This window comes from Streptomyces liangshanensis (assembly GCF_011694815.1).
Classification (GTDB): Bacteria; Actinomycetota; Actinomycetes; order Streptomycetales; family Streptomycetaceae; genus Streptomyces; species Streptomyces liangshanensis.
This window is the reverse complement of sequence record NZ_CP050177.1, coordinates 1,977,397-1,996,970: the sequence shown is the minus strand read 5'-3', so window position 1 is coordinate 1,996,970 and position 19,574 is coordinate 1,977,397. Positions and strand designations below refer to the sequence as shown.

Sequence of the window (19,574 nt, the reverse complement as noted above, 5' to 3'; positions counted from 1 at the left end):
ATGCCGGGTGGACCAGCCGGGGTCGCCGCCCTGGTCGTGGCGGTGGCCGTGGTCGTGGCCGTCGCCGCCAGGACCGGTGACGAGATGTCAGGTACGGCGCTGCTGCTGGCCGGTCTCGCGGCCACCGGATCGGCCTCCGACGCGACGGCCCTGCTCGCGGCGCTCACCGTCGCGGCGGTGGTCGGCGGGCCCGTACTCGGCGGGTGTCTCGACGCGGTGGCCCGGCCGGGGCGGCTGCTGGGCGGAGCCCTTGCCGTCCACGCGGTGGCGCTGGGCTGCCTTCTGGCGAGTCTGGGGCGGGTGCCCCTGCTCGTCTCGTTGCTGGTCGCCCTCCTCGCCGGGCTGCCGGGGGGCGCCCTGTCCGGTGGCTGGACCGCGCAGTTGCGGAACGTCGCCCCTCGGGAGCGGCTGTCCCGCGCCACCGCGTTCGACGCGATGACCTACCACCTGGCGGGGCTGGCGGGCCCCGCGCTGGCCGGGATCGTCGCGGGGGTGTGGGGTGCTTCGGCGAGTGTGGTCGTGGCGGTGGCGCTGGTCTCGCTCGCGCTGCCCGCGGCCTTCGCGCTGCCTGCGGTGCGCGCGGTGCCCGCGGCCTTCGCGCCGCCACCGGTCGAGGGGGCGGTACGGCGGGTGTCGGGTGTTCCCGGCGGTCTTGTCGAGGGCGTTCGGTTCCTGGGCCGTGTCCGGCCGCTCGCGCGGGCGACCCGGGTCTCGGTGATCTCCTGCGTGGGGCAGGGCATGCTCGTCGCCTGCGCCCCGCTGCTCGGCGAACAGGTCTTCGGGGCGGCCCACCGAGGTGTGGCTCTCCTCTCCCTCGTCGCCGTCTCCGCGCTCGCGGCCAACGCCGTACTCTCCCGCAGGACCCGCCCGGTACGCCCCGACGCCGTCGTCCGGTACAGCCCCCTCGTCCTTGCCGTCGCACTCCTCCTCGCCTCGACCGGCCACCCGGCCCTGGTCGTCGCCGGCCTGCTCGTCGCGGGCCTCGGCGAAGGCCCCCAGCTGGCTGCCCTCTTCGCCGTACGGCACCGTGAGACCCCCGCCCACCTGCGCGGCCGGGTCCTCACCACCGGGGCCGCCCTCAAGGTCACGGGATTCGCCCTGGGGGTAGCCGTCGCGGGACCGCTGGGCGCGCGTTCGCCGGCCTGCGCGCTGCTCACCGCGGCGGCGATCCAGGTTCTCGCCGCGGGGAGTTACGGGGTGCCCGGTGCCGTCGCGGCGCGAGCGGCCGGACTTGGTCGGCGACGCGAATTCGTTCCGGGACCCCGCGCCCACCTTGATCGCTAGGGTTGCCGGGCAGGCGAATCCCTCGACTCCCCGAAAGGGAGAGCACTATGCAGACGACCTCGACCGGCGGTTCGCAATGGAACGATTCCGGCTCTTCGAACAGCAACTTCAAGGTCACGGATGTCTCGCTCACCCCTGACCCCCCGGTCCGCGGGAAGTCCGTCACAGTAACCGCCGACGGGGCCCTGACCTCGGACATCTCCGGTGGTCAAGTCGCCGTTACGGTCAAGTACGGAATCATCCCCGTACTCAAGTCGACCAGCACGCTGTCCGCCGCGCCCGCCGGCGCGTACTCGTCGGCCGTCGCCTTCGAACTTCCTGACGATTCCCCTGCGGGCCCGTACGCCGCGCAGTTCTCGTTCAGCGACCAGGACGGCGTTGAGATCGCCGGCTTCTTTGTCACATTCAAGGCGTGACCTGACTGTCCGATGATCTCCGCATGATGTCGCGCGGCGCGCACCCGAAACGGGTCACGGCCCCCCCGCCCGCAGAACCACGTCCAGCACCCGTGCCGGGTCGGCGGCGGCCAGCCGGTCGGCGAACTCCGTGATCTGCGCGGTGGTGGCCCGGTCCGCGCGGTCCGTACCGAGCGGGCGGGGATCGAGCCGGCCGAACACCGCGTACCGGCTCGCCGTGGCGATGTGGCCGTCCAGCAGGAACAGCCGGTACTCGGCCGCGAAGGTCACCACGTCGGACAGCAGCACCGGTGTCGCCGGGTCCAGGGCCGAGGGCAGTCGGGAGCCGTCGGCGTAGACATCCGCCGGGAAGGACTTGTCGCGGGGCGGCTTGACGAACGTCGGCCGGTCGATCGCCCACGCGCCCGCGACGGTCCCCACCCGTACCTGGCGGCCTGTGAACTCGTCCGACAACTCACCGAGCCACCCGTCCGCTGGCTCCAGCAACGCGAACCCGAGACGTCCCGCCAGCCGCGCACCCGCGACCGGCCCCCCGTACCAGTACGCAGGCCCTGCCAACCCGGGCTCTTCCGCAGCCCGGACCGACATCCCCCGGCGCGCCGCCTCGGCGGCCAGCAGCTCCATCGTCGACGTCCGCCGCCCAGGCATGACCAACATCACGAATCCCCCCACACTCCGCGAGCCCGCCACGCTAGCCCCTCCCCACCCACCACCGCAGCCGAGAATCCCCCGCCGCAGGCCCCAGGCGGGGAGGGAACGCTGAGCCACATTTCACGGCCCGTCCGAGGGCGATGCCGTCGTGCGACTGAGGGTTCTGGTTGGCCAGTTGAGCGTGTGGCTTGCCGTCCTCGCGCTCGGCCCCGGGACTCGCCTGGAGCGGCTGGAGGTGAGGGCTCGGGTGGGTGTGTTGCGCTTGACAGTGAAATCGAACATCCGTTCTGATGGGGCGTGGACCGGTTTTCCCGGGGTCGGCCGGTGGTGTTTCCGGCGGACTTGTCCACAGGCAGGGACGGCGCCGGAGCCCGTTGTCAGTGGCAGGGGATAGCGTCTTTGACGTGAAGCGATCGACACAAGCAAATCGGGTGGAACCCATGGCAGGAACCGACCGCGAGAAGGCGCTCGACGCCGCTCTCGCACAAATTGAACGGCAATTCGGCAAGGGCGCGGTGATGCGCCTGGGCGAGCGGCCGAACGAACCCATCGAGGTCATCCCCACCGGATCGACCGCGCTCGACGTCGCGCTCGGCGTCGGCGGTCTGCCGCGCGGCCGTGTGGTGGAGGTGTACGGACCGGAGTCCTCCGGAAAGACGACCCTCACGCTGCACGCGGTGGCGAACGCGCAGAAGCTCGGCGGCACGGTGGCCTTCATCGATGCCGAACACGCCCTCGACCCCGAGTACGCGAAAAAGCTCGGCGTCGACATCGAGAACCTGATCCTGTCCCAGCCGGACAACGGCGAGCAGGCGCTCGAGATCGTGGACATGCTGGTCCGCTCCGGGGCGCTCGACCTCATCGTCATCGACTCCGTCGCGGCCCTCGTGCCGCGCGCGGAGATCGAGGGTGAGATGGGCGACTCGCACGTCGGCCTCCAGGCGCGGCTGATGAGCCAGGCGCTCCGGAAGATCACCAGCGCGCTCAACCAGTCCAAGACCACCGCGATCTTCATCAACCAGCTCCGCGAGAAGATCGGCGTCATGTTCGGCTCGCCGGAGACCACGACCGGTGGCCGCGCGCTCAAGTTCTACGCCTCGGTGCGCCTCGACATCCGCCGTATCGAGACGTTGAAGGACGGCACCGACGCGGTCGGCAACCGCACCCGCGTCAAGGTGGTCAAGAACAAGGTCGCGCCCCCCTTCAAGCAGGCCGAGTTCGACATCCTCTACGGCCAGGGCATCAGCCGCGAGGGCGGCCTGATCGACATGGGCGTGGACGAGGGCTTCGTGCGCAAGGCCGGCGCCTGGTACACGTACGAGGGCGACCAGCTCGGCCAGGGCAAGGAGAACGCGCGGAACTTCCTCAAGGACAATCCCGACCTCGCCGACGAGATCGAGAAGAAGATCCTGGAGAAGCTCGGCATCGGCGTCCGGCCGGAGACCGCGGCGGCCACCGCCGACCCGGCCGCGCTTCCCGCGGCGGCGGGTGCGGCCACCGCGGCCGAGGACCCGGCCAAGTCGGTGCCCGCTCCTGCCACCAAGGCCAAGTCGGCCAAGGCAGTAGCGGCCAAGAGCTAGTTCGTCCGATGCCTTATGCGAAGAGGCGGCGAACGGACCGGCCGGGTGGCAGCCCCGACTCGTCGAGGGCCGAGCAGGAGCTGCCACCCCAGGATCCGGCCGAGCGGGCGCGGGCGATCTGTCTGCGCCTGCTCACCGGCACCCCGCGCACCCGGAAACAGCTCGCGGACGCCCTGGAGAAGCGGGAGATCCCCGAGGACGTGGCGGAGGAGGTCCTCTCCCGCTTCGAGGACGTGGGGCTCATCGACGACGCCGCGTTCGCGGGCGCGTGGGTGGAGTCGCGGCACCACGGCCGGGGCCTGGCCCGGCGTGCCCTGGCCCGTGAGCTGCGGACCAAAGGCGTCGACGCGACCCTGATCGACGAAGCGGTGGGGCAGCTCGACTCCGAGCGGGAGGAGGCGACCGCCCGCGAGCTGGTCGCCCGCAAACTCCGGTCCACCCGTGGTCTGGAGCGCGACAAACGACTCCGCCGGCTCGCGGGCATGCTGGCCCGCAAGGGGTACGGGGAGGGCATGGCGCTGCGCGTGGTGAAACAGGCGCTGGAGGAGGAGGGCGAGGACACGGAGGGGCTGGACGAGGAGCTCTACTGACGGGGGACGCGGGGCGAGCGACGAGAGCTGCGGGAGAGCGACGAGGGACGAGCGAAGAGGGCCGTGGGTAGGGCTGGCCCTACCCTCAAGAAGCGGGGTCGCTCCAGTGCACAGAGGTATGTGCACAGGGGACTGTGGACGGCATGGCACAGGACCCCGGCCGCCCGGCGATGACCGAGCTCGCCGCACTCAAGGCGCTCGCGCAGCCCCGGCGGCAGCAGATACTCGAACGGCTGACCCTGCACGGGCCCGCGACCTCGGCGATCCTCGCCCGGGCGCTCGGGCTCAACACCGGAGCCACCAGCTACCACCTCCGGGAGCTCGCCCGTTACGGCTTCGTCGAGGAGACCGACGGCGAGACTCCCCGCAGGGAGCGCTGGTGGCGGGCCGTGCCCGGCGACCGGCGGTTCCCGCCGCGCAGCCGCCAGAGCCCCGAGATGCGCCTCGTCATGGACGAGTTGAACCACCAGGCGTACGCGGCGGACCTCGACCTCTTCGAATGGCTCCAACGCGAGAGTGACGCCCTCGGCGACTGGGCGGACGCGTTCCCGTACTCGCGGGGCACGATGCGGCTCACCCGGGACGAACTGGCCGAGTTCTTCGAGGAGTACATCGCGCTCCTCGACCGCTACAAACGGCCCGACGAGCTGACCCCGCCCGGTGCGCGTTCCGTGCTCACCCGGCTGCTGGCATTCCCGGCCCCCGACGCCCCCGCCGGCGAAGCCCCGGCCCCCGACGCCCCCGCCCCTGACGCCCCCGCGCCCTCCCACGGCGTCCCCGGTACCACCGACGAGACGGACGCGTCATGATGCTGCGGTACGCCTTCCAGACGATCAACGACCGCAAGGCCGGGTTCCTCGGCGCCTTCGCCGCCCTGATGTGCGCCGCCGCGCTCATCACCGCCTGCGGCACCCTCCTGGAGACCGGCCTGCGCGGCCGGATCGCCCCCGAGCGCTACGCCGCCGCGCCGCTCGTCGTCTCCGCCGACCAGAACGTCCACCAGACGACGATCAAGCACAAGGGCGACGGCGAGACCAAGACCAAGCACAAGGCCAAGCCGGTCGCCGAGCGCGCCTGGCTGTCCGACGCGCTCGTCGGCCGGGTCGCGGCGGTCGACGGCGTCCGCTCCGCAGTACCGGAACTGACCTTCCCCGCCCAGCCGATGAGCGGCGGGACGGGCGCGGCGCACGGGACGTCGTACGGCCACGCCTGGGAATCCGCCGCGCTCACCCCCTTCACCCTGACCGAAGGCCACGCCCCGCAGGCCACCGGTGACGTGGTCATCGACCGCCCGCTCGCCCGGCGCGCCGGACTGCGGCCGGGGGACCGGCTGACGGTCCAGTCCACCCACGCGCCGCGCACCTACACCGTCTCGGGCATCGCCGCCGCCGAAGGGGGCGACCTGCGGCAGCAGACCTCGCTGTTCTTCTCCGCCGCCGAGGCCCGGCGGCTGGCCGGCCGGCCGGGACAGGTCACCGCGATCGCGGTCGTACCGGAACGCGGCACGGACACCGGCACGTTGAAGACCGCGCTCGCCCGGGCCCTGCACGGCACCACCGCCCAAGTCACCTCCGGCGACGACCGGGGCCCCGTCGAGTTCCTCGACGCCTCCGGCGCCCGGGTGAAACTCATCTCCATGGGCGGCGCGATGGGCGGTACGTCCCTGCTCGTCGCGATCCTCGTCGTCGTCTCCACCTTCGCCCTGTCCATCCAGCAGCGGCACCGCGAACTCGCCCTGCTGCGCGCCGTCGCCGCCACGCCCCGCCAGATCCGCGCCCTGCTCGGCCGCGAGGCGCTGCTCGTCGGCGCGGCGGCCGGCGCGGCCGGATCCGTGGCCGGACTGCCCCTCGGGGCCTGGCTCCACGGCCGCTTCGTCGCCCTCGGCGCCGTCCCGGCCACCCTGGAGCGCGTCACCAGCGTCTTCCCGGCCGCCGCCGCCCTTGCCGTCACCGTCCTCGGAGCCTGGGCGGCGGCCCGGATCTCCGGCCGCCGCATCACCCGGATCCGCCCGGCCGAGGCGATGGCCGAAGCCGCCGTCGAACGTACCCGTCCCGCCTGGGGCCGGCTGGTCGCCGGACTTCTCCTGCTGGCCGGCGGGGTGGTCCTCGTCGTCGTGCTCAGCACGCTGCGCACCGAGCCCGCGTCGACTCCCGTGACCTTCCTGGCCGTCGTGGTCCTCGCCACCGCCGTGTCCCTGCTCGGCCCGGTGCTGCTGAGGGCGGTCATGGTCCCGCTCGCCGTCCCCCTGCGCCTCGCCGGACCCGGTGGCCGGCTCGCCGCCGCCAACATCCGCGCGCACGCCACCCGGATGGCCGCGGCCGTCACCCCGCTCGCCCTGCTGATCGGCATGACCTGCACCGTCCTCTTCATCCAGCCGACGCTGGAGGACGCCGCCCGTACGCAGGCCCGCGAAGGGACCCTGGCCGGCCGGGTGCTCACCTCCGGCGGACCCGGTGTGCCGTCCGAGGCGGCCGCGCGGGCGCGCGAGGTGCCGGGCGTCACCGCGGTCACGGAGGTGGTGCGGACCACGGTCCGCGTCGGTCTCGACAAGTACGTGGCACAGGGCGTCACCCCGGCCGGCCTGGACCGCACCTGGGACCCGGACGTGCTGCACGGCTCGCTCAAGGGGTTCAGCCCCGGCACGGTGGCCGTCAGCGACCTCGCCGCAGACCAGCTGGACCTGCGGGTGGGATCCCGCCTGCGGCTGACACTCGGCGACGGTACGCCCGCGGCGCTCACCGTCTCCGCCGTCTACGGACGCGGGCTCGGCTTCGGCGATCTGACCGTCGCGCACGACCTGCTGGCCCGGCACATGGACAATCCGCTCGCCACCACGGTCCTCGTCGCGGGTGACGTGGCGGGAGGCGCGGGGCGGGAGGCGCTCGCGTCGGCCGTCGCCCCGTTCCCCGGCGTGCGTGTCCTCGATCCGGCCGGCGCCGACCGGCTCCAGGCCGAGCGGGGTCAGGCCAACGCCGAGGTCACCTTCCTCGCCATGGGTCTCGTGCTGGCCTTCACCGCGATCGCGGTCCTCAACACCCTCGCCATGTCGGTCTCCGAGCGGATCCGGGAGTTCGCGATGCTCCGTCTGGCCGGCGGCACCCGCCGCCAGGTCCTGCGGATGCTGCGCACCGAGGCGCTCACCCTCCTCCTGACCGCGACCGTGCTCGGGACGGGTATCTCCCTCGCCGTCCTGACCGCGTTCAGCGCCGGGATGACGGGTGGCGCGGGGCCTTCGGTACGACCGGTGCTGTACGCGGCGGTCGTCGGCGCCGCCGCGCTGCTCGCGCTGGTGGCGACCGCGCTGCCGGGCCGGTCCGCCCTGAGGGTCAGGCCGGTGGAGGTGGTCGCCGCCCGGTAGTCGCCGCCCGCCAGGAAGGCCGAGGCCTCGGGAAGGGCGAGGCGCGGGCCGGCCGGACCGTCGGCCGGCTCGGGGAGGTACGAGCCGGACGTCACCTCACGGGGTGGCCGTGACCGGCAGTCCCGCCGCCTTCCACGCCTGGAAGCCGCCGACGAGGTCGGTCGCCCGGTGCAGTCCCAGCTGGCGCAGCGACACCGCGGCGAGGCTGGACGCGTACCCCTCGTTGCAGATCACCACCACCCGCAGGTCGTGGCTCGTGGCCTCCGCGGCCCGGTGGCTGCCCTGCGGGTCGAGCCGCCACTCCAGCTCGTTGCGTTCCACGACGAGCGCCCCGGGGATCAGTCCGTCCCGCTCGCGCAGGGCCTGGTAGCGGATGTCCACCAGCAGGGCCCCGCCCTCGGCGGCCTCGAAGGCCTCCGGCGCCTCGACGCGGTCGAGGCCCTCGCGGACCCGTTCCAGCAGCTCGTCGATCCCGACCCGCTCGCCGGGGGCCGCCGCCGTGGAGCCGGTGGTTATGCCGTCGTCGCTCTGTCCGTCGCCGCTCACTGCCAGTCCTCCGGACCCTCGACCTGCTCCAGCCGGAGGACCGCGCCGTTGCGGCTGTAGCGCCGCATCATCGGCAGCGGCGGGTAGTACGCGTGGACGGAGACGGCGTGCTCGGTCTCCGACTCGTTCCGTACCTCGTGCACGTGGTGCTTGCCGAACGCCCGCCCCACCCCGGCCGTCAGCCGCCGCTCGCGATCCACCCCGTCGGCCAGCTCCAGCGTCTTCCAGCCCTCGGTGGGCAGCCGGGCCGCCAGGGAGTCCTCCTTGAGCGCCCCCGCCGCCGTGGCGAGCGCGCCGTGCGAGCCGCCGTGGTCGTGCCAGCCGGTCCCCGCGCCGGGCGGCCAGCCGATGAGCCACGCCTCGCTGCCCGCGGGACCCTCCAGCCGGATCCAGGTGCGGCCCTCGGGGTCGAGGGGCAGGGAGGCGATCAGCTCGGTGTCGGCCGCGGCACCGCGGACGAAGGCGAGCAGCTCGGCGGCGGTGGGCCCGGAGAACGAGGCGCCGGGGGAGGCCGGGGAGGGGATCTCCGCGGTGGCGACACCGCCCGGGGCGGCCGGGAGGGCGTCGGAGGGTTGCGCGGGCGCGGAGGAACGTACGGGTGAAGACATCGGGTGACCGTCCTGGGAATTTCGCGGAGAGCGCTGCCGCCATGAGGCACGGCGGGGCGCGGGAGAAGGCGAATCAGCAGGACGGGCGACAGACGCAGCCCGCGTAGCGGACCAGGTCCATATGGACCCTCCGCCACAGGCGCACATCGGTGTCAGTCACGCTTTGGAGTACACCATGTGAGCCCGCGGACGGTCAATTGATGTTCACGGAGCGGTCAGGGGCCGCCGGTGACGAGGGCGCGGAGGGCGCTGAGGACTCGGACCGGGACTCGGACGGGGGAGCGGACGGGGACGGTACGGACGGGGTATCCGCCGCCGGGTCGCCCCCGCGTGTCGCGTCGGCCGCCTCGTACAGCGCGGACGGGCGTACGCCCCCGAAGGCCGCGACCAGGTGGCCGTCCGGCCGTACCAGCAGCACGCTGTGCGCCGACGCGCCCGGATAGCCCTCGGTGACCAGCAGCTCCGCCCGTACCGGCAGGGCCGTCACCGCCGCCGCCAGCCGGGGCATGACGCCCGCGGTCAGCCAGTGGCGCCGGTCCCACACCCCGGTGCCGGGGGCGACGAGCACGACCAGCAGCCGTCCCCGCCCGAGCCGCTCCCGCAGCCGCGCGGTCGTCCCGTCCGGCGCGGTCACCCGTACGTCGTCGACCGGCGCGCCGGGGGGCGTGCCGACCGCCGTCTGCGCCTCGGCGTACGGAGGCGCGAGGGGGGAGTGCGGGTACGCCGGGGGCGCTCCCAACGGACCGAAGCCCAGGTGCCCGTCCGAGAGCAGCGTGTCGTGCCCGCGTACGCCCCCCGGGAGGTACGTACGCAGCCCACCGCCGCCGCGCAGTATCGGCAGCGACTGGTCGGCGGCCCGCAGGCGGGCGGCCACGGCCGTGCGCCGCTCCGCCTGATAGCTGTCCAGCAGGGTGTCGGACGCGCCGTGGTGCCAGGCGTGCGCCAGCTTCCAGGCGAGGTTGTCCGCGTCGCGCAGCCCCTCGTCGAGTCCCTGCGTGCCCACGGCCCCCAGCAGGTGCGCGGCGTCCCCGGCGAGGAACGCCCGGCCCACCCGCCAGCGCTTGGCCAGCCGGTGGTGCAGCGTGTAGACGCCGGTGTCGAGGAGTTCGTACGGCGGGGTCTCGCCGCACCAGCCGGCGAGGGTGTCCCGTAAACGGGCGATCAGGGCGTCGGGGGTGACCAACTCGTCCCGCGAGGGCAGCAGCCAGTCGAGGCGCCACACGCCGCCCGGCAGGGGCCGGGCGGAGACCTCCGCGCCGCCGGAACGCCACGGCGGCTGCCGGTGCAGCACGGCCTCCCCGGGCCAGGGCAGTTCGGCGCGCAGCGCGGCGACGGCGTGGCGTTCGACCCCCGTACGGCCGGGGAAGCGGATCCCGAGCAGTTTGCGGACGGTGGACCGGGCGCCGTCGCAGCCCACCAGGTGACTGCCGCGCCACCAGGTCGCCCCCGGACCGCGGGTGTGCACGCTGACCCCGCGCGCGTCCTGCTCCAGCGAGTCGAGGCGGTTGCCGGTCACGACCCGTACCAGCGGCTGGTGCGCGATGGCCTCCCGCAGGCCCCGGGCCAGCGCGTGCTGGGGGATGTGCAGCGGGGCGGGGCCGCCGTCCTCACCGAGCGGCTGTTGTCGCATCAGTTGCTTGCGCCTCAGTGACCGCCAGCCCACCCAGTGGACTCCTTCGTCACGCAGGGTGGTGCAGCCGAGGCGCTCGGCGAAGGAGGCGGTGTCGGGGCGCAGCACGACGGTGCGGGCCGGGCGCGGGTCGTCCGTGCCCGGTCCTTCGTCGAGGACGACGGAGGGGACGCCCTGAGCGGCGAGGGCGAGGGAGAGCGCGAGTCCCACGGGGCCCGCGCCCGCCACGATCACCGGGTCCACGGCGTGACTCCTCCGGCCTGTACGGTCCTGCGGTCAGTGGCGGTTGGAGCCCGGTACGCGATCACAGAACGTATGCAACCCACTGGGGATGCCCCCGTCAAGCGAAGGCCGGGGCGGCGCGCGCCCGGTGTGGGGCGCCGCCGCCCCGGCCGGGACGTCGCGGGATCGTCGCTCAGATGTTGCCGGCCGCCGACTGCGCCTGGCCGGGACCGTTGGCCATGTCCGCGTCGCCGGCGCCGAGAACGGCCCCGGTGCTCCGCTTCGCCCTGCGCAGCCGCTTCTCCAGCCAGCCCGCGAACGACGTGAGCAGGAAGTTGAGGACGATGTAGATCAGGGCGATGACGGTGAACGCGGCGATGGTGTTGGCGCCGTAGTTCGCCGTGATGGTGCGGTTCTGCGAGAGCAGTTCCTGGAGGCCGAGCAGCGCGCCGCCGAGCGCGGTGTCCTTGACGATCACGACGAGCTGGCTGACCAGGGCGGGCAGCATCGCCGTGACCGCCTGCGGCAGCAGCACGTACGTCATGGTCTGGCCCTTGCGCATCCCTATCGCCTTCGAGGCGTCGGTCTGCCCGTACGGGAGCGAGAGGATGCCGGCCCGGACGATCTCCGCGATGACGGAGGAGTTGTAGAGCACCAGGCCGGTCACGACCGCGTACAACGGCCGGCTGTCCGAGGGGATGTCGGTGAACTGGACGTACAGCTGAGCGGCGAAGACCATCATGATCAGGACGGGGATCGCCCGGAAGAACTCGACGACCACCCCGACGGGCACCCGGATCCAGCGGTGGTCGGAGAGCCGGCCGATGCCGAGGACCGCGCCGAGCGGCAGGGCTATGACCACCGAGAGGGCCGCCGCCTGGAGGGTCACCCCGAGACCGGGCAGGATGTAGGTCGTCCAGACCCGGGAGTCCGTGACGAACGGGCTCCACTTCTCGGACGCCAGTTGGTTCTTGTCGGCCATGGTGGAGAGGACCCACCAGGCCGCCAGTCCGAAGAGGACGAGGAACACGATCGTGTAGATGATGTTGCGCCGCTTGGCGCCGGGTCCCGGTACGTCGTAGAGGACGTTGGTGGCACTCATCGTTTCACCGCCACTCGCTTGCTGAGCCAGCCGAGGACCAGGCCCATGGGAAGGGTCAGGACGATGAATCCGAAGGCGATCACCGAGAACACGGCGAAGAGCGCGTCGGCCTCGTTCTCGATCATCGTCTTCATCAGCGCGGCGGCCTCCGCGACGCCGATCGCGGCCGCCACCGTGGTGTTCTTGGTCAGCGCGATCAGCACGTTCGCGAGCGGCGCGACGACGGAACGGAACGCCTGGGGGAGCACGATGAGGGTCAGGACCTGGAAGAAGCTCAGGCCGAGCGCCCGGGCGGCCTCCGCCTGCCCGACCGGCACGGTGTTGATGCCGGAGCGCAGGGCCTCGCACACGAAGGTGCCGGTGTAGGCGACGAGGCCGAGGACGGCCAGCCGGAATCCGATGCCGTCGAAGCCCTCGCCGCCGAGCGTGATCGCGAGCGTCTGGTAGAGCCCCAGCGAACAGCCGACGATGATCACCGTCAGCGGGGTGTTACGGACCAGGTTGACGTAAGCGGTGCCGAAGGCACGCATCAACGGCACTGGGCTGACGCGCATTCCGGCTAGCACCGTTCCCCATATCAGGGAACCGATCGCGGAATAGAGGGCGAGCTGCACGGTCACCCAGAAGGCGCCGAGCACGTCGTACCGCCCGGAATCAAGAAAGTCGAACACGATGCCCCGCGCTCTCCCCAGGTTGGCTGTCCGGTACGCGCCGCCGGTCGTCCCGGCGGCGCGTCACCGCTGTCTCGGCTGAACGGTGATCGGGCTGTGTCAGCCGATCGCGGGGGCGGGCTCGTTCTTGTAGCCGGCCGGACCGAAGTTGGCCGTCACGGCCTTCTGCCAGGAACCGTCCGACTCCATCTTCTTGAGGGCGTCGTTGATCTGGCCGAGCAGCTTCGTGTCGCCCTTCTTCAGGCCGATGCCGTAGTTCTCGTCGCTGAGCTTGAGGCCCGCGAGCTTGAACTTGCCGGCGTGCTCCTTCTGCGCGGCGTAACCGGCGAGGATGGAGTCGTCGGTCGTCAGGGCGTCGACCGTCTTGTTCTCCAGGCCCGTCAGGCACTCGGAGTAGCCGCCCTGCTCCAGGAGCTGCGCCTTGGGGGCGAGCTTCTCCTTGACGTTCTGCGCCGAGGTGGAGCCCGTGACCGAGCACAGCTTCTTGGAGTTCAGGTCCGCGGCCTTGGTGATGGAGTTGTCGTCCGCGCGGACCAGGAGGTCCTGGTGGGCGAGGAAGTACGGGCCCGCGAAGTCGACCTTCTGCTTGCGCTCGTCGTTGATCGAGTAGCTCGCGGCGACGAACTTGACGTCACCGTTGGCGATCAGGTTCTCGCGCTCGGCGCTGGGCGCCTGCTTCCACTCGATGTCCTTGGCGTCGTAGCCCAGTTCCTTGGCGATGTACGTCGCGACGTCGACGTCGAAGCCGGTGAAGGTGCCGTCCGGCGTCTTCAGGCCGAGGCCCGGCTGGTCGAACTTGATGCCGATGGCGATCTTGCCGCCACCACCGCTGCCGCTGCCGCTGTCGTCACTGCTGTCGCCGCCGCACGCGGTGGCGGTCAGGGCGAGAACGAGAGCTGCGGCGGCCGCGGCGCCTGCCTTGTGAAGCTTCATGGGTGGACTTCCCTCAAGTGAGACGGTGTCGGACGGTTCTGACGAAACGACAAGTGATCGGTGACGATCGACGTGAAGGGCGACCGGTGACGATCGGTGCGAAGGACGACCGCTGACGGTCGGTACGAAGGGAGACCGCCGGCGGTCAGTGGTGCAGGATCTTCGACAGGAAGTCCTTGGCACGGTCACTGCGGGGATTGCTGAAGAACGACTCGGGCGCCGCCTCTTCGACGATCCGGCCGTCCGCCATGAAGACGACCCGGTTCGCCGCCGAGCGCGCGAAGCCCATCTCGTGGGTGACGACGACCATCGTCATTCCGTCGCGGGCCAGCTGCTGCATGACCTCGAGGACCTCGTTGATCATCTCGGGGTCGAGCGCGGAGGTCGGTTCGTCGAACAGCATGACCTTGGGGCCCATCGCCAACGCCCGTGCGATGGCGACACGTTGCTGCTGTCCGCCCGAGAGCTGCGCCGGGTACTTGTCGGCCTGCGTTCCCACGCCCACCCGGTCCAGGAGCGCGCGGGCCTGCTCCTCCGCGTCCTTCTTGTCCTTCTTGCGGACCTTGACCTGTCCCAGGGTGACGTTCTCCAGGACGGTCTTGTGCGCGAAGAGGTTGAACGACTGGAAGACCATGCCGACGTCGGCGCGCAGGCGGGCGAGTTCCCTGCCCTCCTGCGGCAGCGGCTTGCCGTCGATGGTGATCGAGCCCGAATCGATCGTCTCCAGGCGGTTGATGGTGCGGCACAGTGTGGACTTACCGGACCCGGAGGGCCCGATGACAACCACGACCTCGCCCCGGGCGATGGTCAGGTCGATGTCCTGGAGCACATGCAACGCGCCGAAGTGCTTGTTGACGTTGCTCAGTACGACCAGGTCGTCCGACGCCGCAACGGCGTCCTCGGGCCCCTTGGTCACTGACACTCCGCTCATCGGCTTTTTGCTCCGTCCCACTCGGTTGGGGAGGACCCTAGTCACGCACCGCTATCAGCGTCAGCAGATCTGAGCGGAACTTGAGGATCACGATCCGGCCGCAACCGGACACTCCGGACGAAGGGGGGCGGCGCGCGGGGAACAGGAGGAGAACGGGTGGATAACGGAACCCTGGCTGTCATGGCCGCGTCTTGACCGAGACGACACCATGAACGTGGACGACCCGTCCGTACCGGGACCGTGATCAGGAGGGTGGAGGGGGGCCATGAGGCTGCTGCTCGTCGAGGACGACGACCACGTCGCCGCCGCGTTGGCGGCCGTGCTCGCCAAGCACGGATTCGCGGTGGTGCACGCCCGCAGCGGCGAGGAGGCGCTCCAGGCGCTCCTGCCGGCCGCCAACGCGGGCAAGGAGCCGTTCGCGGTGGTCCTGCTCGATCTCGGCCTGCCCGACCAGGACGGCTACCAGGTCTGCGGCAAGATCCGGAAGATCACCACCATCCCGGTGATCATGGTGACGGCGCGGGCCGACGTGCGGTCCCGGATCCACGGCCTCAACCTCGGCGCCGACGACTACGTCGTCAAGCCGTACGACACCGGTGAACTGCTCGCCCGTATCCACGCCGTGAGCCGCCGCAAGGCGGGCACCGAGGAGCCGGCCGCCGCCGAGGGCGCCGGGGCCGCCCAGCGGCTCGGGCGGCTCACCCTGGAGCTGCTCACCCGCCGGGTGAGCGTCGACGGCGCGGCCGTACAGCTGACCCGCAAGGAGTTCGACCTGCTGGCCCTGCTCGCGCAGCGGCCCGGGGTGGTCTTCGGCCGCGAGCAGATCATCAGCGAGGTCTGGCACACCAGCTGGGTGGGCACCGGCCGGACGCTGGAGGTCCATGTGGCGTCCCTGCGGTCCAAGCTCGGCATGCCCGCGCTGATCGAGACGGTCCGGGGCGTCGGCTACCGCCTGGTCGTCCCGGCCGCGCACGAGAGTGCGTAAGGCCCCGTGCGCAGTCGACTTCTCCCGCTGCTCATCGTCCTCATGGCCGGTGTGCTCCTCGCCCTCGGCTTCCCGCTGGCCGTGAGCCTCGCCAACGCGCAGCAGCAGCGCGTGGTGGTCGACCGCATCGACGACGCGGCGCGGGTCGCCGCGCTCGCGCAGTTCGTCGCCGAGAGCCGCGACGGCTCCGACGAGCGCCTCGACATGCTGAAGGACGAGCTCCAGCGCTACCACGACGTCTACGGGATCAAGGCGGGCGTCTTCTACCGCGACAGCGCGGCGGTCATGGCCCGCGCGCCGAGGACGTTCTCCATCCCCAAGACCGGCAAAGGCCAACAGGCCTTCCAGGAAGCCCTGCTGGGGCGCCGCAGCGACGACCCCGAGCAGGTCTGGCCCTGGCAGGACGGCCGGCTGATCGTCGACTCGCCCGTCGTACGGGACGGGGACGTCGTCGCGGTCGTGGTGACCGACTCGCCCACCGACCGGATGCGGTCGCGCATCCTCAAGGGCTGGCTGTTCATCGCCGCGGGCGAGGCGGCGGCGATGCTGCTCGCGGTGGGGGCGGCGATCCGGCTCACGGGCTGGGTGCTGCTGCCCGTACGGGTGCTGGACGCGGTGACCCATGACATCGCCACGGGCCGGATGAACTCGCGGGTCGCCGCCGCCGGCGGGCCCCCCGAACTGCGGCGCCTCGCGATCTCCTTCAACGAGATGGCCGACAACGTCGAGGACGTGCTGGAGCAGCAGCGCGCCTTCGTGGCCGACGCCTCGCACCAACTGCGCAACCCGCTCGCCGCCCTGCTGCTCCGCATAGAGCTGCTGGCCCTCGAACTGCCCGAGGGCAACGAGGAGATCGCGTCCGTACGCACCGAGGGCCGGCGGCTGGCCCAGGTGCTGGACGACCTGCTCGACCTGGCGCTGGCCGAGCACACCTCGGCCGAGCTGCGCCTGACCGACATCGGTGAGCTGGCGGCCGAGCGGGTCGCCGCGTGGCGGCCGGTCGCCGACGAGAAGGGCGTGGCGCTGACCCGCGAGGGCGGCGCCGTCACCGCCTGGGCCGACCCCATCGCGCTCTCCAGCGCCCTGGACGCGGTGATCGACAACGCCGTGAAGTTCACCCCGGCGGGCGGCGAGGTCACGGTGACGGCGGGGCGTGAGGGGCAGATGTCCACACTGGTCATCAACGACGGCGGACCGGGGCTCACGGACGACGAGATCACCCGGATCGGCGACCGGTTCTGGCGCAGCAACCGGCACCAGAACGTCAAGGGTTCGGGGCTGGGGCTGTCGATCTCCCGGGCCCTGCTGACGGTGGGCGGCGGGTCGATCTCGTACGCGCACGGCGAGCCGTGCGGCCTGCGCGTGACCCTCCGGGTCCCGAGGTCGTCCGACCGGGACTGAGAGCGTACGGGCGGGACCGAGGGCGTACGGAGTGCGCGGGGCGGTCGCCGGGCCGCGAGCGCCTCAGGGCTTGACCGACTGGTAGTAGCGCTTGGCGCCCTCGTGCAGCGGGAGCGGGTCCGTGTAGATCGCCGTACGCAGGTCCACCAGCTGCGCCGAGTGCACCTCGCGGCCTATCCGGTCCCGGCTGTCGATCACCGTGCGCGTGAAGCCCTCGGTCAGCGCGGCGTCCATCCGGTCCGTGGTGACCAGCAGATTCGCCACCGCTATCGTCGGCACGTCCTGCGCGCTCGGCGCCTTCGGGTACGCGTCGGCGGGCATCGCCGCCGAGCGGTAGTAGCGCGTGGTCGCCGGGCCCGCGGCGTGCAACTGCTTGACCAGCGGGCCGTCCAGCGGCACCAGCCGGACGGCGAAGCGGTCCGCCAGGGCCTCCACCGCCGACGTGGGCAGACCGCCGGACCAGAAGAAGGCGTCCAGCTCGCCCCGTTGGAGCTTGCCCGGCATCTTGTCGATCCCGGCGAAGACCTCCCTGACGCCGGTCCTCGGATTCAGGTTCGCGGCCTCCAGCACCCGGTCCGCCACCAGGCGGACCCCCGACTCCGGCTGTCCCACCCCCACCCTGGCGCCGCGCAGGTCCGCCACGGAGTGGATCTTCGAATCCTTGGCGACGATCAGCTGCACGTAGTCGTCGTAGAGCCGGGCGCAGCCGCGCAGCCGCTGCCACCCCGGCTTCTTCTCCATGAGGTAGTTCGAGACGGCGTCGGCCGTGGCGATCGTGAAGTCCGCCTCGCCCGTCGCCACCCGCGTCAGGTTGTCCGGGGACCCCTGGCTCGTCCTGAGCGTGACCGACACGTTCGGCAGGCCGCGGGCGAGATCCTGCTGGAGCAGCTCCCCGTACCGCTGGTAGACCCCGCTCTTCACGCCCGTGCTGAACGTCACGGCCCCGCGGGGCGCCGGCTCCCCGAGCGGCAGCAGCCACCAGAGCAGCAGGCCGAGCACCACCAGCGCCGCGGCGGCGCCCTGAAGGACACGGTTGCGGCGGATGCCCGGCGAATGGGTGACCATGCCGCGATCCTGCCAGTTCGCTCCAGGTACTGACCAGGGTTTGTCCACTCCACGCCACCGCCTACCCTGGTCGGATGAGCAGCGGCGACCGGAGACTGTCAGTGGGCGTTAATCGAAGCTACGAGATCCGCACCTACGGGTGTCAGATGAACGTCCACGACTCCGAACGATTGTCGGGCCTCCTGGAGGACGCCGGGTACGTCCGCGCCCCGCAGGACGCCGACGGTGACGCCGACGTCGTCGTCTTCAACACCTGCGCGGTACGGGAGAACGCCGACAACAAGCTGTACGGCAACCTCGGCCGGCTCGCCCCGATGAAGACCAAGCGGCCCGGCATGCAGATCGCCGTCGGCGGCTGCCTCGCCCAGAAGGACCGCGACACGATCGTGAAGCGCGCGCCCTGGGTCGACGTCGTGTTCGGCACGCACAACATCGGCAAGCTGCCGGTCCTCCTGGAGCGCGCCCGCGTCCAGGAGGAGGCGCAGGTCGAGATCGCCGAGTCGCTGGAGGCGTTCCCCTCCACCCTGCCGACCCGCCGCGAGTCCGCGTACGCCGCGTGGGTCTCCATCTCGGTCGGCTGCAACAACACCTGCACCTTCTGCATCGTGCCCGCGCTGCGCGGCAAGGAGAAGGACCGCCGCCCCGGCGACATCCTGGCCGAGATCGAGGCCCTGGTCGGCGAGGGCGTCTCGGAGATCACGCTGCTGGGCCAGAACGTCAACGCGTACGGCTCCGACATGGGCGACCGCGAGGCGTTCTCCAAGCTGCTGCGCGCGTGCGGCGCGATCGAGGGCCTGGAGCGCGTCCGCTTCACCTCCCCGCACCCGCGCGACTTCACCGACGACGTGATCGCGGCCATGGCCGAGACGCCGAACGTCATGCCGCAGCTCCACATGCCGATGCAGTCGGGCTCCGACCGGGTGCTCAAGGCGATGCGCCGCTCGTACCGGCAGGACCGTTACCTCGGCATCATCGACAAGGTCCGCGCCGCCATCCCGCACGCGGCCATCTCCACGGACATCATCGTGGGCTTCCCCGGCGAGACCGAGGAGGACTTCGAGCAGACGATGGACGCGGTCCGCGCGGCCCGCTTCACCCAGGCCTTCACGTTCCAGTACTCCAAGCGCCCCGGCACCCCCGCCGCCGACATGGACGGGCAGGTGCCCAAGGCGGTCGTCCAGGACCGGTACATGCGGCTGTCCGCCCTCCAGGAGGAGATCTCCTGGGAGGAGAACAAGAAGCAGGTCGGCCGCACGCTGGAGGTGATGGTCGCCGAGGGCGAGGGGCGCAAGGACGGCGCCACGCACCGCCTCTCCGGCCGCGCGCCCGACAACCGGCTCGTCCACTTCACCAAGCCGGACGAGGAGGTGCGCCCCGGCGACGTGGTGACCGTCGCGATCACCTACGCGGCGCCGCACCACCTGCTGGCCGAGGGGCCCGCGGGCGCGGTACGGCGGACCCGCGCCGGGGACGCCTGGGAGCGGCGCAACACCGCCGGGGCGGCGAAGCCCGCCGGGGTCCTGCTGGGGCTGCCCACGATCGGGGTGCCCGCGCCGCTGCCCGCGATGTCGGGCGGCTGCTCCGCCGAGTGACCGCCGGGC

18 protein-coding genes and 1 pseudogene are annotated in these 19,574 nt (G+C 72.0%); 9 read left to right on the top strand and 10 right to left on the bottom strand.

Annotated elements, in window-relative coordinates; all coding sequences use genetic code 11:
* Complete coding sequence (locus HA039_RS08410) at positions 1-1,284, top strand: MFS transporter (protein ID WP_167026119.1); 1,284 nt, start codon at positions 1-3, stop codon at positions 1,282-1,284.
* Between the two features lie 47 nt (positions 1,285-1,331).
* Entirely contained in the window at positions 1,332-1,700 is a 369-nt protein-coding gene (locus tag HA039_RS08405; protein WP_167026115.1) for an ML domain-containing protein, read from the top strand.
* A 54-nt stretch (positions 1,701-1,754) separates the two neighbouring features.
* Here HA039_RS08405 and HA039_RS08400 read toward each other — a convergent pair whose 3' ends face one another.
* The gene (locus HA039_RS08400; protein WP_167026111.1) at positions 1,755-2,357 is read right to left on the bottom strand and encodes an ATP-grasp domain-containing protein; all 603 of its coding nucleotides are present in this window, start codon (positions 2,355-2,357) and stop codon (positions 1,755-1,757) included.
* Between the two features lie 434 nt (positions 2,358-2,791).
* On the opposite strand from HA039_RS08400, the gene recA reads away from it, so the two are divergent.
* The 4 genes and pseudogenes from recA to HA039_RS08380 all read left to right on the top strand — a co-directional run bounded on the left by recA (position 2,792) and on the right by HA039_RS08380 (position 7,879).
* Positions 2,792-3,931, top strand: coding sequence for a recombinase RecA (recA, locus tag HA039_RS08395; RefSeq protein WP_167026108.1), 1,140 nt, complete (start codon positions 2,792-2,794; stop codon positions 3,929-3,931).
* Positions 3,823-4,521, top strand: a pseudogene (gene recX, locus HA039_RS08390) (recombination regulator RecX); the annotation flags it as partial. The gene recA and the pseudogene recX, both read left to right, overlap by 109 nt.
* Before the next feature lie 143 nt (positions 4,522-4,664).
* Positions 4,665-5,330: an ArsR/SmtB family transcription factor gene (locus HA039_RS08385; protein ID WP_167026103.1), complete on the top strand. Its 666-nt coding sequence runs from the start codon at positions 4,665-4,667 to the stop codon at positions 5,328-5,330.
* A complete protein-coding gene (locus tag HA039_RS08380) occupies positions 5,327-7,879 on the top strand; it encodes an ABC transporter permease (protein WP_167026100.1) in 2,553 nt (850 codons plus the stop codon). Before HA039_RS08385 ends, HA039_RS08380 begins: the two co-directional genes overlap by 4 nt.
* Positions 7,880-7,975: 96 nt before the next feature.
* Here the strand turns inward: HA039_RS08380 and HA039_RS08375 are convergent, their stop codons facing one another.
* From HA039_RS08375 to HA039_RS08345, 8 genes are all read right to left on the bottom strand, one after another.
* Positions 7,976-8,395: a rhodanese-like domain-containing protein gene (locus HA039_RS08375; protein ID WP_243870017.1), complete on the bottom strand. Its 420-nt coding sequence runs from the start codon at positions 8,393-8,395 to the stop codon at positions 7,976-7,978.
* A gap of 26 nt (positions 8,396-8,421) precedes the next feature.
* Positions 8,422-9,033, bottom strand: a complete 612-nt coding sequence (locus tag HA039_RS08370; protein ID WP_167026094.1) for a cupin domain-containing protein — start codon at positions 9,031-9,033, stop codon at positions 8,422-8,424.
* Positions 9,034-9,106: 73 nt separating this feature from the next.
* Positions 9,107-9,178 carry a putative leader peptide gene (locus tag HA039_RS34500; protein ID WP_309544753.1) on the bottom strand — a complete coding sequence of 24 codons (72 nt, stop codon included), beginning with the start codon at positions 9,176-9,178 and terminating at the stop codon, positions 9,107-9,109.
* A 48-nt stretch (positions 9,179-9,226) separates the two neighbouring features.
* Complete coding sequence (locus HA039_RS08365) at positions 9,227-10,906, bottom strand: FAD-dependent monooxygenase (RefSeq protein WP_167026091.1); 1,680 nt, start codon at positions 10,904-10,906, stop codon at positions 9,227-9,229.
* A 172-nt stretch (positions 10,907-11,078) separates the two neighbouring features.
* On the bottom strand, positions 11,079-11,987 hold the full coding sequence (locus HA039_RS08360; RefSeq protein ID WP_167026088.1) for an amino acid ABC transporter permease: 909 nt from the start codon (positions 11,985-11,987) through the stop codon (positions 11,079-11,081).
* Positions 11,984-12,658: an amino acid ABC transporter permease gene (locus HA039_RS08355; protein WP_167026085.1), complete on the bottom strand. Its 675-nt coding sequence runs from the start codon at positions 12,656-12,658 to the stop codon at positions 11,984-11,986. The genes HA039_RS08360 and HA039_RS08355 overlap by 4 nt, the downstream gene beginning before the upstream one ends.
* Before the next feature lie 99 nt (positions 12,659-12,757).
* On the bottom strand, positions 12,758-13,591 hold the full coding sequence (locus HA039_RS08350) for a glutamate ABC transporter substrate-binding protein (protein WP_167026082.1): 834 nt from the start codon (positions 13,589-13,591) through the stop codon (positions 12,758-12,760).
* Between the two features lie 145 nt (positions 13,592-13,736).
* Positions 13,737-14,522 carry an amino acid ABC transporter ATP-binding protein gene (locus HA039_RS08345; RefSeq protein WP_167026079.1) on the bottom strand — a complete coding sequence of 262 codons (786 nt, stop codon included), beginning with the start codon at positions 14,520-14,522 and terminating at the stop codon, positions 13,737-13,739.
* Positions 14,523-14,787: 265 nt separating this feature from the next.
* Between HA039_RS08345 and HA039_RS08340 the strand changes: the two genes are divergently transcribed.
* Positions 14,788-15,507: a response regulator transcription factor gene (locus HA039_RS08340; RefSeq protein ID WP_167026076.1), complete on the top strand. Its 720-nt coding sequence runs from the start codon at positions 14,788-14,790 to the stop codon at positions 15,505-15,507.
* 6 nt (positions 15,508-15,513) lie between these two features.
* Entirely contained in the window at positions 15,514-16,908 is a 1,395-nt protein-coding gene (locus tag HA039_RS08335; protein WP_167026073.1) for a sensor histidine kinase, read from the top strand.
* Positions 16,909-16,971: 63 nt separating this feature from the next.
* On the opposite strand, the gene HA039_RS08330 is transcribed toward HA039_RS08335, so the two are convergent.
* Entirely contained in the window at positions 16,972-17,973 is a 1,002-nt protein-coding gene (locus tag HA039_RS08330) for a TAXI family TRAP transporter solute-binding subunit (RefSeq protein ID WP_167026070.1), read from the bottom strand.
* Between the two features lie 74 nt (positions 17,974-18,047).
* On the opposite strand from HA039_RS08330, the gene miaB reads away from it, so the two are divergent.
* Positions 18,048-19,565 carry a tRNA (N6-isopentenyl adenosine(37)-C2)-methylthiotransferase MiaB gene (miaB, locus tag HA039_RS08325; protein WP_167026067.1) on the top strand — a complete coding sequence of 506 codons (1,518 nt, stop codon included), beginning with the start codon at positions 18,048-18,050 and terminating at the stop codon, positions 19,563-19,565.
* The last annotated feature ends 9 nt before the right edge of the window (positions 19,566-19,574 follow it).

What these genes read in the sequence shown, in the direction of transcription:
- HA039_RS08410 (WP_167026119.1), top strand. Translation starts at nt 1, where the DNA reads ATGCCGGGTGGACCAGCCGGGGTCGCCGCCCTGGTCGTGGCGGTGGCC.
- HA039_RS08405 (WP_167026115.1), top strand. Translation starts at nt 1,332, where the DNA reads ATGCAGACGACCTCGACCGGCGGTTCGCAATGGAACGATTCCGGCTCT.
- HA039_RS08400 (WP_167026111.1), bottom strand. Translation starts at nt 2,357, where the DNA reads ATGTTGGTCATGCCTGGGCGGCGGACGTCGACGATGGAGCTGCTGGCC.
- recA (WP_167026108.1), top strand. Translation starts at nt 2,792, where the DNA reads ATGGCAGGAACCGACCGCGAGAAGGCGCTCGACGCCGCTCTCGCACAA.
- HA039_RS08385 (WP_167026103.1), top strand. Translation starts at nt 4,665, where the DNA reads ATGGCACAGGACCCCGGCCGCCCGGCGATGACCGAGCTCGCCGCACTC.
- HA039_RS08380 (WP_167026100.1), top strand. Translation starts at nt 5,327, where the DNA reads ATGATGCTGCGGTACGCCTTCCAGACGATCAACGACCGCAAGGCCGGG.
- HA039_RS08370 (WP_167026094.1), bottom strand. Translation starts at nt 9,033, where the DNA reads ATGTCTTCACCCGTACGTTCCTCCGCGCCCGCGCAACCCTCCGACGCC.
- HA039_RS08360 (WP_167026088.1), bottom strand. Translation starts at nt 11,987, where the DNA reads ATGAGTGCCACCAACGTCCTCTACGACGTACCGGGACCCGGCGCCAAG.
- HA039_RS08350 (WP_167026082.1), bottom strand. Translation starts at nt 13,591, where the DNA reads ATGAAGCTTCACAAGGCAGGCGCCGCGGCCGCCGCAGCTCTCGTTCTC.
- HA039_RS08345 (WP_167026079.1), bottom strand. Translation starts at nt 14,522, where the DNA reads ATGAGCGGAGTGTCAGTGACCAAGGGGCCCGAGGACGCCGTTGCGGCG.
- HA039_RS08340 (WP_167026076.1), top strand. Translation starts at nt 14,788, where the DNA reads ATGAGGCTGCTGCTCGTCGAGGACGACGACCACGTCGCCGCCGCGTTG.
- HA039_RS08330 (WP_167026070.1), bottom strand. Translation starts at nt 17,973, where the DNA reads ATGGTCACCCATTCGCCGGGCATCCGCCGCAACCGTGTCCTTCAGGGC.
- miaB (WP_167026067.1), top strand. Translation starts at nt 18,048, where the DNA reads ATGAGCAGCGGCGACCGGAGACTGTCAGTGGGCGTTAATCGAAGCTAC.